The organism is Oscillatoria salina IIICB1 (genome assembly GCF_020144665.1).
Lineage (GTDB): Bacteria > Cyanobacteriota > Cyanobacteriia > Cyanobacteriales > SIO1D9 > IIICB1.
This window is the reverse complement of the sequence record NZ_JAAHBQ010000024.1, coordinates 17,439-31,390: the sequence shown is the minus strand read 5'-3', so window position 1 is coordinate 31,390 and position 13,952 is coordinate 17,439. Positions and strand designations below refer to the sequence as shown.

Here is a 13,952-nt window from a genome sequence, read left to right as displayed (position 1 = left end):
GCTAACAAAAGAGAGAGTAAATTTTGTTAGTCTGTACTCACTTACTTTTCTAGGCGCGATCGCGATATGAAAGCATTACTCAAAGATCCTTTAATTTTAGCTTTGATTCTGGGTATCGGTGTTGTTTATCTTGCTATCTCGTTTCATTATCTGAGCAGAAATTCTCAACTTGCTGCGAAACTGGAAAAAGTTTTAATTGCTACTTTCATTATTGTGATTATCGGGGAAACTGGCGCAACTATGTTTCCTCTTCCCAAGTTTCATCCCCGATTATTAGCTTTAACAATTACCACTCCACCGACAATTGTTGCCCAAATTACTACTTATATCATTTTCATTTTATTATTATCTTCTCGGCTGCGCCATACGTTGAAAGACTTAATCCAAGTTTTCTTTACTGTTCTCGTTCGAGAGCCTTTTTTATTTATCTTACTGTTGTTAATAACACTTTCGGCTTTTTGGTCGGACACTCCCTGGATTACTTTTCGAGGTAGTTTAGTTATTCTCGAAACTGCTCTCATTGCTTTTTATACAGCGAAACAATATTCTTGGCAAGAACTCTACGATCTCTTACGTTGGTTGAGTCTTGTTGTCCTTATTCTCAGTCTTTATTATGCTTTATTAGTTCCTTCTAAAGGAGTTTTAGATATTGGTTGGGGAGGGATTGTCGGTCACAAAAATCATTTTTCGTTTTTCATGGCTTTTACTGCCGTTATTTGGATGATTCATGCTTTTTACTATCCTCAACAGCGTCGTTTTTCTTTAGTAATAATTCTTTTAGCTTTGTTCGCTCTAAATCAAGGCAATAGTGGCGCCAGTAAAGTGATCGCTGTTGGTTTAGTTGGTCTTTGGTTTTATCTGGGATTTGTCAAAAGATTGAAACCGCAGTGGGCATTTGTTTCGGTAATTATTTTCCTAATCGTCAGTATAATTTTAACTGTTTTACTAACCGAAAATGTGGAATTTATTGTTGTCGATACTTTGAATAAAGACTTAACTTTAACCGGAAGAACTGACTTTTGGCCTCTAATCATTGATAAAATTAACGAACGACCCTTATTAGGTTATGGAATTAGTGGATTTTGGCAACCTTGGCGAGGATTGGATAATCCAGCAGCCGATATAATTGTTACCAAAACTGGTTTTGCACCACCTCATTCTCACAATGGATTTTTGGATCTGGCTACAGAGATAGGTTGGTTGGGATTATCGGTCATGATTTTATCGTTTTTTACCAACATTGCCAAAGCAGTAATTTATCTTGGTAAAGCGAAAATGCCTGCTGCCGGAATCCCGATTTTGTTACTAACTTATACTTTAATGACTAATGTTACTGAAAGCGGAATTGTCGGTGTAACTAGCGTTTTCTTTTGGTATGTTGTCGTGGCAATCCGGACGAGTATCGATCTAGATAAAAATGCGTTCAAATCAACAGAAAAATCTCAAGAACTCGCTCAATTACAATCAAAATTTTATTAACTTACTGCGGAACTTAATCCATATTTATAAGCAAAATGTTGAATTTTTTTTGCTTGTCGCCAACCGATAATTTGGGCGAAAGGTCGCATTTTGGGTCCGATAACTGGTTGGACATCCGAACCTCCTAACTCTTTGACTCTTTCTGCGGCTTGGCGACAAATTTCTGGCACGTTAGGATAAACTTCGTAGAAAAAACGTTGGAATCTATTAGCACAAGCTCTGCGGGTAGAAAGGCTATCTTCTTTTGCTAGTAAATAATTTTTACATAGTTCTAAAGACAGAAAGCGTGATTTCCATGCTTGAGTAGATTTAGCAACACTCAAACTTCCAGAAATACCAGAACGATAAAAAACTTTAGCATCCCGGCAAAATTTCACTCCAGCACTGGCTAGAACTATGCGACAAAAGTATTCGCCATCATCGTCTAGAGAAAGTCTTTCATCCCAGAGTCCCGCAGTTTCAGTAAGGTGACGTGGTACTAACCAAACACCAGGATGAATCATTGAAGGTTTGTCCCAAAGGGAAATCAACCACTCTATGGGTGCAAGATCGGTCCAAAATGGTTCTGGTTCAAATACTGCTTCGGAGGGATGTTGATAAAATTTTGCCCATTCTCCGGCTGCTACATAGTCGGTATTTCCCTCAGCAAAAATTTGCATCTGACGCTCGATTTTGTCGGGTGCAAGCAAGTCATCTGCGTCTAAATATTGGATGAAATCTCCTTGAGACTCTTGATAGGCTCGATTTCTGGTGGCGCTTGCGCCGCGATTTTCCTGAGAGATGACTTTAACTCCACGAGAGTCGAACTGTTTGGCTATTGTCAGGCTACGATCGCGCGAACCGTCATCAACAACGATAATTTCTTTATTTTCCCATGTTTGGGAGAGCGCAGATTCGAGGGTTTCTGCTAAAAATGCTTCAGCGTTGTAGCAAGGAATAAGTATGGAAACTAAGGGCTTCATCTGCTGTGTCAGCTTGAACCAGAAGGGTTGCAATTATTTTAGCGATCGAATTAATCTTCATTTTACGCCGGAAGAAATATCTGTGGAACGCGATCGCTGCCGCCGTTCTCTCCGTAAGCATCTTTGCTCGTTTTTCTTCTGGGAGAGTTTTTTCGACTAATTTTGTTTCTCTGGGCGGTATCTCAATCTAAGCCCTACAATAAGTAATTGACCACTCCTCAAAATGCTCCTTTCTTGAGAAGTTTTGATGTTCAAAAAACTTATCGATCTTCCGAAAACTCTCAGCCCTGATTTACGCAAACTAATTGGCAACACTTTCTGGCTGTTTTCTGAAAAAATTTTCCAGATGGGTTTGGGTTTACTGGTGGGTGTCTGGGTAGCTCGTTACCTAGGTCCAGAAGATTTTGGACTTTTTAATTACGCGATCGCGATCGTTTGGTTATTCGATCCAATTGCTAAACTTGGCTTAGATGATATTGTCGTCCGCGACCTTGCTCGCTCTCAAACCGATAACCCAAAAACTCTTGGTACCAGTTTCATTTTAAAGCTATTTGCGAGTATTGTCACTGCTTTTTTAGCTTTTTCAACTATTTCTTTACTTCGTCCAGAAGATCGACAACTGCAACTGTTAGTTGCCATTATTGCTGGGGGCGCAATTTTTCGCTCGGCAGAAATTATTGAGTTGTGGTTTCGCTCGCAAGTTCAAGCTAAATATGTAGTTTGGGCAAAAAATATTGCTTATATTTTCAGTAATGTTATCAAGGTAATTTTAATTAAAATTAATGCGCCAGTAGTGGCTTTTGCAGCAGCGACTTTTGCTGAATATAGCCTTGCGGCAATTGGCATGGTAATCGTTTATCAAATTACGAACAATTTGATTCAAGCATGGCGATTTAGCTTCTCTCGTGCTCAGTCTTTAATTCAAGATAGTTGGCCCCTGATTTTGTCTGGAATTGTCATTATGATTTATATGCGTATTGACCAAATTATGCTCGGACAAATGATTGGTGATGCAGCCGTAGGACTTTATTCCGCCGCCGTAAAAATATCCGAGATGTGGTACTTCGTACCAATTGCGATCGTTAATTCGGTTTTTCCTTCGATTGTTCAAGCTAAAGAAATTGGCGAAACTGTTTATTACAAACGAATTCAAAAACTTTTTAATTTAATGTCAGTTATTAGTTACTCGGTTGCTATTCCGATCACATTTTTGTCAGGCTTTATTATTACTTTGATTTATGGAAATAGCTATGCTGAAGCCGCAGAAATTTTAACCATTCATATTTGGGCGGGTGTATTTGTTACCTTGGGAGTTGCTCGCTCAACTTGGTTGACTACAGAAAATTTAATGAAATTTTCCGCCGCCACTACTGCCGTTGGTGCAGTTATTAACATTATTTTAAATAGCCTTTTTATCGATACTTATGGAGCAATAGGGGCAGCCTGGGCTACTGTCATTTCCCAAGTATTTGCTTCTTATTTAGCAGGTGCTTTTTACCCAGAAACTCGCCGAATTTTTTGGAGTCAAACTAAAGCAATAACTTTACTGAGTTTATTGAGGAGATAGCCGCCAAATCTGGTAACTAAAGATATATTGGTGAAAGAAATAGATTTGTAGCAATTTTACCTGCATGGAGGAAAAATAAACATGAGCAGTTGGCAATTAAATACTCCTGTAGCCATGATTATTTTTAATCGACCTCAGACGACGGAGAAAGTATTTGAGGCTATTCGTCAAGCGAAACCGCCAAAACTTCTAGTAATTGCTGATGGACCCCGCGCCGATAAACCAGGGGAAGCGGAAAAATGTGCCGCTACTCGTGCGATAATTGACCGCGTGGACTGGGATTGCGAGGTTCTGAAAAATTACTCGGATCTCAACTTAGGCTGCGGGAAGCGTCCAGCAACGGGTTTAGATTGGGTATTTGATACTGTGGAAGAGGCGATCGTTTTGGAGGATGATTGTTTACCAGATCCAACCTTTTTTCGCTACTGTGAAGAGTTATTAGATCGCTACCGTTATGATGAAAGAATCATGACAATTTGCGGATTAAATATTCAATTTGGTCGTCAGCGAACCGATTACAGTTATTACTTTTCTCGCTACAATCATTGTTGGGGTTGGGCTAGTTGGCGACGTGCTTGGCAACATTTTGATTACGAGCTGAATTTGTGGCCTGAAATCCGCGATAAAAATTTGCTAATTGATATTTTAGGCGATGCTCGTGCGGCAAAAGTTTGGTCGCATACTTTTGAGCTTACTTATACAGAAAAGCGAGATTGGTGGGATTTTCAATGGACTTTTGCGAATTGGGTTCAAGGTGGTTTAGCTATTCTTCCTGCGGTTAATTTAATTTCTTACATTGGTTATAACGAGGATGCTACTCACACGACGGAAGCAAGAAGTCAGTACAATAATTTGACTACCGAAGCAATGAGTTTTCCTCTCAAACATCCTCCTTATGTGGTGCGTAATCTTGAAGCAGATCGCTTTACAGAAAATACTTATTACGATTATCAACCTAATTTACTGAAAAAGGTTAATCGTAAAGTTAAAAAAGCTTTAGGAATGAATTTATCTCAAAGTTGGTAAGGTGAAAATGTCAATTTAAATTGCTTTTGGAGGTACTTTCTTTTTGACTATGATTTGCCGCAAAAACTCTACTACTGGTTTCTCGACTATCGAGTAAAATACGCAACCAATGCCTACTGATACTATTCCGATCGGTAGGTTAATTATTAAGGAGTTACCAATAAGATTAACTAGGTTTAATTTGGCAGCAATTTGCGTTAATGCGGAAATAATCGGACTGTGAATTAAGTAAATTGAGTAAGAAGCATCTCCGAGGTAGTTAACAAAATTGGGGACATCTGTTCCTTTATTTATGTCTAAAGATGCTGCGCCAATTAACATGATAAAACATGGAATTCCGGAGAAGAAAACGCGATTTATTCCTAATTCAATGCCCAAAATGTTTAAGTTTTGGACTTCGGCGATTACACCATAACTGAGTAATAAGCCAAAGAAAATAAAGAAAAAAGCGCCCACAAATAGTAAAGTTTTTCTGTGGCGGAGAGGATAAGTTACTACTAGATAAGCTGCTAAACAACCTAAAGCAAATTCTAAATTCATTGAGTGGAAAATCGTTCCTATCCAGGGATTTTCTGCCGGGATGCTGATATCGGGGACAAATTGGGTTAGGGAACCTAAAAGTAAAATTGCAACTAGCGGTAAGTAAATTTTTGGTTTGAGGAGATAGGATAAGCTAAAAATTAGGTAAAAGAAGATAATTAAGATTAAAGTCCAACCTACATCTAAAAGTGGTGGTGTACTTTGAGGAATTAGTAAAAAAGTCTTGAGGAGAAAGAATAAATTCGTGTCTCCTGCTTTGGCTAAAGATGGCACAAAAATCAATAATCCTAAGACAGCTAAGGTTACTATCCAATAAACGGGATAGATTCTAATCCAGCGTTTCAACCAAAACTTTTTAAACTTTTGCCAACTTTGAATGCCGAGTTCGTGACGATGGACGTAGAAAATAATAAAGCCACTGAGGATGAAAAAGAAATCTACTCCAGCCCAGCCAAATTTAAAGATGCCGAAGAGAAAAGTTTGTTTGAGTTTTTCGTTACTTAGTTGATCGAGGTGAAAGAGAACTACTAATAAGGCGGCGATACCTCGGAAAGCTTGGAGAAGGTTGAGTTTGACTTTTTTGGGAGGTGCGTTACTTTGCATTAAATGCTACCTAGAGAGAATATTTTCTGGAGTTAGTTTCGGCTATATGTTAATCCAGAATTTATGGGTTTGACAATTGTGAGATTACTGTGCGAGTATTATTTGTCATCCTTCGCTTCGCGAAGGATGACATTGATAAAGATTAGTATTAGTCGGCTACACTAAGGATTACATTGAGCAACGTAGCTTATCTCCAATCTAGTTAATTAACCAGATAGCGGGTAAGATGTTCGCAGTACGAAAATGCTTGGGTATTATTGTAGCTTGTTGGTTTTTGATTATGGTTGGCGATCGCCATTTCATCTGACGATTAATTTCTACTCAGTAATAAAGGTAATTGTCCAACTTGCAAACTTCCGGAAGTAGATAGAGGAGATTTTTGTCCGTTTAAGTCTGTTACTTGGGTGACGTTCCAGCTTTGGGGAATTTGTAACTGAATGTCATTTTTGGGGTTCCAGATTATCCAACTATTTTCGCCGTTTCTGGTTAGCTGACAAGTCCAGGTATTATTCCTGTCGGGGCTACAAGGTTGCATTTTTGCTCCAACCAGCCAATTTTGGATTTCTGCGTAAGCTTTGGCGGCTGGGGTGAGGGTGCGATTATCTTCTTCTACCATTAACATTGTTAAAACGTTGCGGTTGTCCCAGCCGTACCAGTAAAAACGTTCGACTCCTTGGGACCAATAAATCAGATAAGATCGGGCAACGTAAGCTTGACTTTCGGCATCAGAATAGTAATGATTTTGCTGACGGTTGCCAAAACCTGTTTCTGTATTCCATAAAGGTTTATCTGCTAGTTCGTGTTTTGCCATGACTGCTTGAATTTCCCGAATCGGGCGAATTCTGTCTTCGGGAGTGTTTTCGGCGGGCATATAAAAGTGGGCGGCAACGATGTCGGTGTAGGCATCTCCACCTTTGCGAAAGTATTCGTCTAGCCAGGCATTACCAGGTTTGGTTAGCCAAGATTCGTGGGTAGCGATGACGGAGGGAGAAACTACTTTGATTTCTGGGTCGATTTCTTGGAGGATGGTGTATGCTTCTTGTGCCAGAGTAACCATTTGGTCGATGGTTCCGGTGTAAAAATAGTTGAGGTTGGGTTCGTTCCAGAGTTCGTAATAGCGAATTTTGCCTTTGTAGCGTGTGGCAACTGTGCGGACGAAATCGCGCCAGTCTTCGATGTTTTTGGGTTCGGAGGGAGAGGGAGGTTCGCCGTAGTGAGAGGGATCTTCTGGTCTGGCGGCTGCCCAGTCTGGGGTGAGTCCGAAGGTGTAAACTAATTCTACTTGGTTTTTTTGGGCGAGTTCGACGACTTTATCGAGTCCGGTGAAGTCCCAATTGTCTGGTTGGGGTTCTAAATGGGGCCAAAAGGTGAGTTTGTATTGTTCGGTGTGTACGTCCCACAAGCGCCAACTGGCGAAGGGTATGGGGGGCCAAGGGATTTTGTAGGAATGTTCGACGTGCATTCCAAATAAGGTTGGGGGGATGGTTTGAGAGGAAATTGCGGCGATGTTTTCGTTTTCGCGGGCATTAAATCGGTTGCAGGCGATCGCGCTAATTAAAAATGTGGCTACGATTATGGTGACAAACTTGCAACCGTTGCGTTTGTTCATTGTGTGTTTGTTCATTGTGTCTACAGAGAATCAAAGTTGTCTCTATTAGTAACGCACCCGACCAATTTTTGTGGGGGTGCGTTATTTTGAGTAAAATTAATCAACTTGGCTTACAGGTCGTAGACTTTACACTCGTCGGCTTCGGGACGATCGCGACAATATCGGTCTAATGAGTTTTCTGGTGGTTGTTGGTTGCGTCGATGGGCGATCGCGGCGAGTAATTCTTCTACTGTATCCCAGGCAGAGGCGCTTTCGCTCGATCCTTCACCTTTTTCTTTGGTTACTTTTCTCGCCCATGCTAAGGCATCTTGCGCTAATTCGTGAATGTGTTCGGGATCTCCCTCGCCTCTTTTTATTGCGGCAATTTGTCGATCGATAGCCTGTACCATATAAGATCTACTCCTAGAAATTATCTTCGTCTCTAGGCTAACTATTGTTCAAGTTATCGGCGATCGCCTAACCGTAGCTTTGAGGATCGGTTTTCCGCGTTTTGGTGTTTTTCTCTCTCAGGCGCTATTTCTACGGTGTTAAGTTCAAATTTGTCAAAAATTATCTCAGGCTTAGGTTGAAGAGCTTAATTTCTGCCAGTAGGACGATGCTTGTTTTTGATTCCACCTCAATAAGGATGGTTCGCCGAGGGCAATTTTTGCTTCTGGTACTACGGGGACAATTCCTAAAGCTGTAATAATTTCCGCGCCTAATGCTCTGGCTAACAAGGGTGGCACTGCATTACCTACTTGGCGAAAACCATGCCATTTGGTAGAGTGAAAGCGAAACCAGTCGGGAAATGAATGGAGTCTGGCGGCTTCTCGAACTGAAATTACGCGATCGCGTTCTGGATGCAAGGGACGAGCTGAAGTAAAACTACCTCTTTCGATACCTGTTCCCGCCCTTAAAGTATGAGAGCATTTATTCCAGTCTAATCTTCGTAAACGACTGATTGGTTCGAGTTGTCCTGGTTGGGTTAAGTGAAAGCGTTCGATTGATTCTTGTTTATGTTGAGTACGTCGAGAGCTAGTTAACAAATTTCGGTTCCAAATACGAGGATAAGCGAAATTATCAGGATCGGGAATTAAATCTCGTAAATACTTGACATAATCACTTACTTCTAGTTCTATTTTTAACTCAATTTCATCAATATTCAGCAGTTCAGGAAAAAAATCCAAATCCGGAAGATCGGCGATCGCTTCTCTTACACTGACTCTCTCTTTTTGCTCCAGTTGAGGATAAAATAAAGCTTTCTGTTTATACCGCCACCCTAACAAAAATAACCGTTTGCGCTTTTGCGGGACGCCAAAATCAGCCGCATTCAATACTTGCACGGGTTCTCTAATTTTGTAACCTGCATCTTTCAATTCATGTTTCAACCGTTGCAAAATTCGTCGATGTTCGCCCTGACTCAAACCAGGGACATTTTCCATTACAAAATAACGCGGTTGTAATTCCTTTACTAAACGACAGAAAGCGAACACTAAGTAATTGCGATCGTCTTTTGGGTTACGCTTACCCATCGATGAAAATCCCTGACAAGGAGGTCCCCCAAAGACTAAATCGATTTCTCCTCCTACAGCTTGTCTGATTTCGCCTGCATCCAAACTGGTGACATCCCGACACAAAACCTTAGTTTGAGGGAAGTTGTAACTATAAACCGCCGCATGGACGGGATCGTACTCCACCGCGATCGCTACTTCAAACCCCGCTTGCTCAATTCCAAGGGAAAATCCACCCGCACCAGCAAACAAGTCTACCGCGATCGGACGACGTGAAGACACCTTTTTCTCTTTGTCGGAATCAATCTTAATGGTCTTTCTCCTCATTCTAGAGCTATTATTACCCGCTTACGGCGCTAGGTGGATACGCGATCGCCCCATTCTCGCACCCACCTCAAAAAAAAATTTCCCTCATCCCTTGACACTCTTGTATTATTTATGTAGTATAAATTTAGTGGCACAAGCAAACAAGCTGAAAACCACCACAAGCAAAAATAAATCAAAGTTTTATCAAGCAAACAATCTCATAACCAAAAAACTGCTCTATTTTAACCAAAAAGCAGTTATGGAGGTAACAATATGGTTCACATTCGTTTCGAGGGTCGCTCCTACGACCTCAGCGAAAACCAACTTCGCCTAAAAAATAACATGAGCGACACTCAAATTAAAGACCGTCTCGCACAATATTTGGACGTTCACACAAATCGTTTTACTGAATACGTCGTTGACAGACGACCAAGTGGCGATTTGATCGTCCGTCCCGAAGCAGTTTATGGTTAAATTAAGCCCAAATTTTAGATAGCAAGATCTAAAAAAATCAAGCTTACTCTCAATCTTTTTTAACCAGTAAAAAGTTTAATTTCCGTACCCCAACCGAGGAAGCATACAAACATTTTCCGTCTGCTAAACGGGAGGTTGTAGGTTCGAGTCCTACCAACGGCATTTTAAGCCGTTGTAGCTCAAAGGATAGAGCGTCAAATGTAAAAACAGCTTTTTTAACTTGTGCGGAATCAACATTAAAACTATGACCAAAAATGTCATTGTTTGTAGAGACGTTGCACGCAACGTCTCTACACCAGAAAATTAAATCTTGTCACAAATCATCTCCTATTACTATAGATGTTAGTTACTACCAAAAAAGTCAAAAATGTCATTCTGAGCAAAGCGTTCGCGTAGCGTTCTCCGTTGCGAAGCTTCTCGCGAAGCGAGTAGGAATAGAATCTCCATAGCTAAAACTCAAAAAAATTCAAAGTTGTCATTCTGAGCGAAGCGTTCGCGTAGCGTTCTCCGTTGCGAAGCTTCTCGCGAAGCGAGTAGGAGTAGAATCTCCATCAATTTTAGCTACTACCAAAAAACTCAAAAATGTCATTCTGAGCAAAGCCAAAAATCTCCATCAATTTTAGCAAAAACTTCTTGCTTCATGCGAGTTAATTCGCGCCCCAACCGATAAAGCTTACATACTAGCTCATTGGTAGAGCAACTGGCTATTAACCAGGTGATAGGGGTTCGATTCCCCTGTATAACACAACAGCTTTTTCAACTTGCGCGAAGTAACCTTTTCTTCCACTTAAATCAGATATTTCATGACTACCTTTGTCCATTTAACCGCAGAAAAAAAGTTAAAATCAATTCTGCGAACAGGTATCAAAATTAGTAACAACGGCGTTTATGCAATGCCAGTCTTACCTAACTTTTATACCTCACATCAATGGTTACGAGAACTCAAACGCGATGGCACAAAAACTATCTACGGAATTTACTTTCGTATTCCAAACAACGAAATAGTTTCAGTAGGTTACTTCAATCAAAGACATCAAGAAATGACGGCAAACGAAGCCAACTCACTCTTGATGAAACTAGGAAATTCTAGCGGCTACGAAGTAATTATTCCGCGAAAAATCCAAGCAAGAGAAATTCGTAAAGCCAGATATTTACCACAAATAGTTGGTTGGCGATATTTCCCCACTGCACATGGTAGAAAACCCTGCGGTTGTCCTCGTTGTTTAGCACGTGGTGAGATAAAATCTAGAAAAATCCGAGCAGCTTATCAAGCTCAAAACTAAATTAAAACTTTATCTCCCGCGCCCTAATCTGTAAAGCTTACACACATTTGGAATTCGTTTGACATAGGTTCAAATCCTATATTTTCCAGTTGGGAAATTAGCTCAGTTAGGTAGAGCGGCGATCGTTGTTTACAGCTTTATAAACTTGCGCGGGCTAACCATTTAAAATTCGTTTGTTTTCCTGGTCATTCTGAGAATAATCTCAGTTTAACTAAAAGCAAAGAAAAAGTTGAGTTTGTAGATAACTTATCTTGCCTCACTCATTTGTAAATAAACCCAAAAACTTCAATAAAACTAGAAGAAATGAAAACAAAATCGATTGTTATCTAAAAAATGAAATTTAATTCGCGCCCTAACCGAAGAAGCTTACATACTAGCTCATTGGTAGAGCATCTGACTCATAAGCAGAGAGTAACAGGTTCGACTCCTGTGTATAAAACAACAGCTTTTTCAACTTGCGTGAAGTAATTATTTTCCAACTTATTTTTGGTCGAAATAGCCAATTTTTTAAATGAAGGATACGAAAGAAGAAAAGACTAACTAAAAAAAGGAGTTATTTCGCACCCCAACCGAAAAAGCTTACAAACTAAAATAACGCTCCTAAGGTAGCGATATTCGGGCGACCGAATTAGCGATATCATTCCCACTCTCTAACGAGAAGAAGTTTGCGTGTCCAGTGCTAGTGAAAGCTGGTGTACGACGGGCGTAAAGTTAAGACAGCTTTTTTAACTTGTGCGAAAATGAGCTTAAAAAAATTAGCTAAAATGTGAATAATCGACAATCATTTAGATAATCTAGCTTACGAAACTGAGCTTAGAACGTTTCGGAACTTTACTTAGTTAATCAACCGAATTTGATTTTACTTCGCGCCCTAACCAGGGAAGCTTACATACTAGCCAAATGGAAAAGGCAATGGATTTAGATTCCATCATTTGCGGGTTCAAATCCCGTGTGTGAACAACAGCTTTCCTGACTTGCGCGAAGTGACCAAATTACATAATTTTGGCAGTTGTCGTCGCGCCCTAATCAGTAGAAATGTTGTTAGCAAAGTTTCTTGAACTTGCGCGGCAAATCAGCAGAATATTTAGTTCGTAATAGGTGACGACATTTGCCTCCAAGAAAGCTCAAATATTAATTATTTTGGAGGTAAAAAGATGAATACAGCAGAACGTGACTTACGCTTAGAAATGCTCAACAGCTTGCTAACTACACCTCACCGCAAGCTGGAAGAAGTAGCAGAATTACATCAAATGATGGTGGAACTTGACCCCATTTTTTATGGACATTTGGCGGTATGGTATCAGCGTAACGGCGATGTGCGCGACCATAAAGAAGTGTTTATCGGTAATTTGCTGACTAGCGGTTTGGAGGAACACCGGGATGCGGGTTTCGTAGTTTTGCAGGAATTTCCTCCTTATCAGGTAGCCCGAATTGTGGACTTTATGAAGGTTCACAGAAATAAAGTACCACGTTCTGCGCGTACTGCTGTCCGCCGCTATTTAGAGAAGCGCGAAGCAAACCCGGAATTTTTCGATCGCGCGGCGCTCCGAGGTCGTAAGGCGATGAAACACTTGTATGCTACGCTGCATATTAAGCCCGGTGCGCGTGCTGATGCGGTTTTGTTTAAGGATAAGCCACCTGCGGATAGCTTGAGTTTTCAACTGAAGCAGTTAGCTAAGGCGAAATCTCCTACCGAACAGGCAAAAGCGATCGTCGAACAAAAGATTCCTTACACTATTGCTATCGGTGCTGTCAAGCAAATGACACCAACTGTAATGGTTGCGTTGATTAATTCTATGTCACCCCAAGAGGTAATTAATAACCTGAAGTCGCTGCAAAAGCGAGGGGCGATGGAACACGCGCAAGTGAAGAAATTAATCGACGAAAAGTTAGAACAAGCGCAGTCTGATAAGCGCGTCTCTGCGTTAAAAAGTCGCGTTGCGGCTGATGTTACCCAGTTGGATGCAGAAACGGCGGCAAAACTGGAACGAGTGATGGACGAACAAGTGAAAAAGCGCGGCTCAATTAAAAAGCCCACTGCTTTACTTGTAGATAAGTCTAGCTCAATGGAAAGCGCGATCGAAATTGGTAAGCAAATTGCTGCTTTGATTTCTGGGGTTGCGGAGGCAGATTTGTTTGTTTATGCTTTCGATACGATGCCTTACCCGGTAAAAGCTGCTGGTAACAACTTGAGTGACTGGGAAAAAGCTTTTCGTCATGTCAGCGCTGGCGGTGCAACCAGTATCGGCTGTAGCGTTGAGGCGATGCGCTTGAGAAAGCAGGCAGTTGAGCAGATTATCCTAGTAACTGACCAAGGTGAAAATACTGCGCCTTATTTTGGGGTGGCTTTCGATGCTTATTGTCAGGAATTGCAAGTTCAGCCGAATGTTGTAATTGTCAAAGTCGGTGTTTCTTATGACTGGATGGAGACAAAATTGCAAGAAAGACAGGTGCAGGTAGATACTTTCACTTTTGCGGGGGATTACTATTCCTTGCCGAATTTAATTCCGTTGTTATCTCGTCCATCTCGTTTGGAGTTGTTGATGGAAATTATGGAAGTTCCTTTACCAGAAAGGAAGGATAAGTAAATGAGTTAGATGGCAAAAGTTTTAC

The 13,952-nt window shown here is 40.8% G+C and carries 12 protein-coding genes and 2 tRNA genes; 8 read left to right on the top strand and 6 right to left on the bottom strand.

What is annotated here, in order from left to right:
* The first annotated feature begins 66 nt into the window (after positions 1–66).
* Positions 67–1,479, top strand: coding sequence for an O-antigen ligase family protein (locus G3T18_RS09120; protein ID WP_224410237.1), 1,413 nt, complete (start codon positions 67–69; stop codon positions 1,477–1,479).
* Here the strand turns inward: G3T18_RS09120 and G3T18_RS09115 are convergent.
* Complete coding sequence (locus G3T18_RS09115) at positions 1,476–2,441, bottom strand: glycosyltransferase family 2 protein (RefSeq protein WP_224410236.1); 966 nt, start codon at positions 2,439–2,441, stop codon at positions 1,476–1,478. The two genes, G3T18_RS09120 and G3T18_RS09115, sit on opposite strands and share 4 nt — an antisense overlap.
* Positions 2,398–2,562, bottom strand: coding sequence for a hypothetical protein (locus G3T18_RS09110; RefSeq protein WP_224410235.1), 165 nt, complete (start codon positions 2,560–2,562; stop codon positions 2,398–2,400). The genes G3T18_RS09115 and G3T18_RS09110 overlap by 44 nt, the downstream gene beginning before the upstream one ends.
* Positions 2,563–2,688: 126 nt before the next feature.
* On the opposite strand from G3T18_RS09110, the gene G3T18_RS09105 reads away from it, so the two are divergent.
* Positions 2,689–4,008, top strand: coding sequence for a flippase (locus tag G3T18_RS09105; protein WP_224410234.1), 1,320 nt, complete (start codon positions 2,689–2,691; stop codon positions 4,006–4,008).
* Between the two features lie 81 nt (positions 4,009–4,089).
* On the top strand, positions 4,090–5,034 hold the full coding sequence (locus tag G3T18_RS09100) for a glycosyltransferase family 2 protein (protein WP_224410233.1): 945 nt from the start codon (positions 4,090–4,092) through the stop codon (positions 5,032–5,034).
* 15 nt (positions 5,035–5,049) lie between these two features.
* Here G3T18_RS09100 and G3T18_RS09095 read toward each other — a convergent pair whose 3' ends face one another.
* The 4 genes from G3T18_RS09095 to G3T18_RS09080 all read right to left on the bottom strand — a co-directional run bounded on the left by G3T18_RS09095 (position 5,050) and on the right by G3T18_RS09080 (position 9,558).
* The gene (locus G3T18_RS09095; RefSeq protein WP_224410232.1) at positions 5,050–6,177 is read right to left on the bottom strand and encodes an acyltransferase family protein; all 1,128 of its coding nucleotides are present in this window, start codon (positions 6,175–6,177) and stop codon (positions 5,050–5,052) included.
* Positions 6,178–6,487: 310 nt separating this feature from the next.
* The gene (locus tag G3T18_RS09090; protein ID WP_224410231.1) at positions 6,488–7,786 is read right to left on the bottom strand and encodes a glycosyl hydrolase; all 1,299 of its coding nucleotides are present in this window, start codon (positions 7,784–7,786) and stop codon (positions 6,488–6,490) included.
* Between the two features lie 110 nt (positions 7,787–7,896).
* Complete coding sequence (locus G3T18_RS09085; RefSeq protein WP_224410230.1) at positions 7,897–8,175, bottom strand: Calvin cycle protein CP12; 279 nt, start codon at positions 8,173–8,175, stop codon at positions 7,897–7,899.
* A gap of 171 nt (positions 8,176–8,346) precedes the next feature.
* Positions 8,347–9,558, bottom strand: coding sequence for a DNA cytosine methyltransferase (locus tag G3T18_RS09080; RefSeq protein WP_318013947.1), 1,212 nt, complete (start codon positions 9,556–9,558; stop codon positions 8,347–8,349).
* Positions 9,559–9,855: 297 nt separating this feature from the next.
* On the opposite strand from G3T18_RS09080, the gene G3T18_RS09075 reads away from it, so the two are divergent.
* The 5 genes from G3T18_RS09075 to G3T18_RS09055 all read left to right on the top strand — a co-directional run bounded on the left by G3T18_RS09075 (position 9,856) and on the right by G3T18_RS09055 (position 13,927).
* The gene (locus tag G3T18_RS09075) at positions 9,856–10,056 is read left to right on the top strand and encodes a hypothetical protein (RefSeq protein ID WP_224410228.1); all 201 of its coding nucleotides are present in this window, start codon (positions 9,856–9,858) and stop codon (positions 10,054–10,056) included.
* An 803-nt stretch (positions 10,057–10,859) separates the two neighbouring features.
* A complete protein-coding gene (locus G3T18_RS09070; protein WP_224410227.1) occupies positions 10,860–11,339 on the top strand; it encodes a hypothetical protein in 480 nt (159 codons plus the stop codon).
* 369 nt (positions 11,340–11,708) lie between these two features.
* A tRNA-Met gene (locus tag G3T18_RS09065) sits at positions 11,709–11,776 on the top strand.
* Positions 11,777–12,230: 454 nt separating this feature from the next.
* Positions 12,231–12,296: transfer RNA gene (locus tag G3T18_RS09060), tRNA-Leu, on the top strand.
* 197 nt (positions 12,297–12,493) lie between these two features.
* Positions 12,494–13,927, top strand: a complete 1,434-nt coding sequence (locus G3T18_RS09055; RefSeq protein ID WP_224410226.1) for a vWA domain-containing protein — start codon at positions 12,494–12,496, stop codon at positions 13,925–13,927.
* Positions 13,928–13,952: the final 25 nt, after the last annotated feature.

Excerpts from the sequence above, each read along its gene's own strand:
- G3T18_RS09095 (WP_224410232.1), bottom strand. The coding sequence starts at position 6,177 with ATGCAAAGTAACGCACCTCCCAAAAAAGTCAAACTCAACCTTCTCCAA.
- G3T18_RS09120 (WP_224410237.1), top strand. The coding sequence starts at position 67 with ATGAAAGCATTACTCAAAGATCCTTTAATTTTAGCTTTGATTCTGGGT.
- G3T18_RS09075 (WP_224410228.1), top strand. The coding sequence starts at position 9,856 with ATGGTTCACATTCGTTTCGAGGGTCGCTCCTACGACCTCAGCGAAAAC.
- G3T18_RS09105 (WP_224410234.1), top strand. The coding sequence starts at position 2,689 with ATGTTCAAAAAACTTATCGATCTTCCGAAAACTCTCAGCCCTGATTTA.
- G3T18_RS09110 (WP_224410235.1), bottom strand. The coding sequence starts at position 2,562 with ATGCTTACGGAGAGAACGGCGGCAGCGATCGCGTTCCACAGATATTTC.
- G3T18_RS09090 (WP_224410231.1), bottom strand. The coding sequence starts at position 7,786 with ATGAACAAACGCAACGGTTGCAAGTTTGTCACCATAATCGTAGCCACA.
- G3T18_RS09115 (WP_224410236.1), bottom strand. The coding sequence starts at position 2,441 with ATGAAGCCCTTAGTTTCCATACTTATTCCTTGCTACAACGCTGAAGCA.
- G3T18_RS09070 (WP_224410227.1), top strand. The coding sequence starts at position 10,860 with ATGACTACCTTTGTCCATTTAACCGCAGAAAAAAAGTTAAAATCAATT.
- G3T18_RS09055 (WP_224410226.1), top strand. The coding sequence starts at position 12,494 with ATGAATACAGCAGAACGTGACTTACGCTTAGAAATGCTCAACAGCTTG.
- G3T18_RS09100 (WP_224410233.1), top strand. The coding sequence starts at position 4,090 with ATGAGCAGTTGGCAATTAAATACTCCTGTAGCCATGATTATTTTTAAT.
- G3T18_RS09085 (WP_224410230.1), bottom strand. The coding sequence starts at position 8,175 with ATGGTACAGGCTATCGATCGACAAATTGCCGCAATAAAAAGAGGCGAG.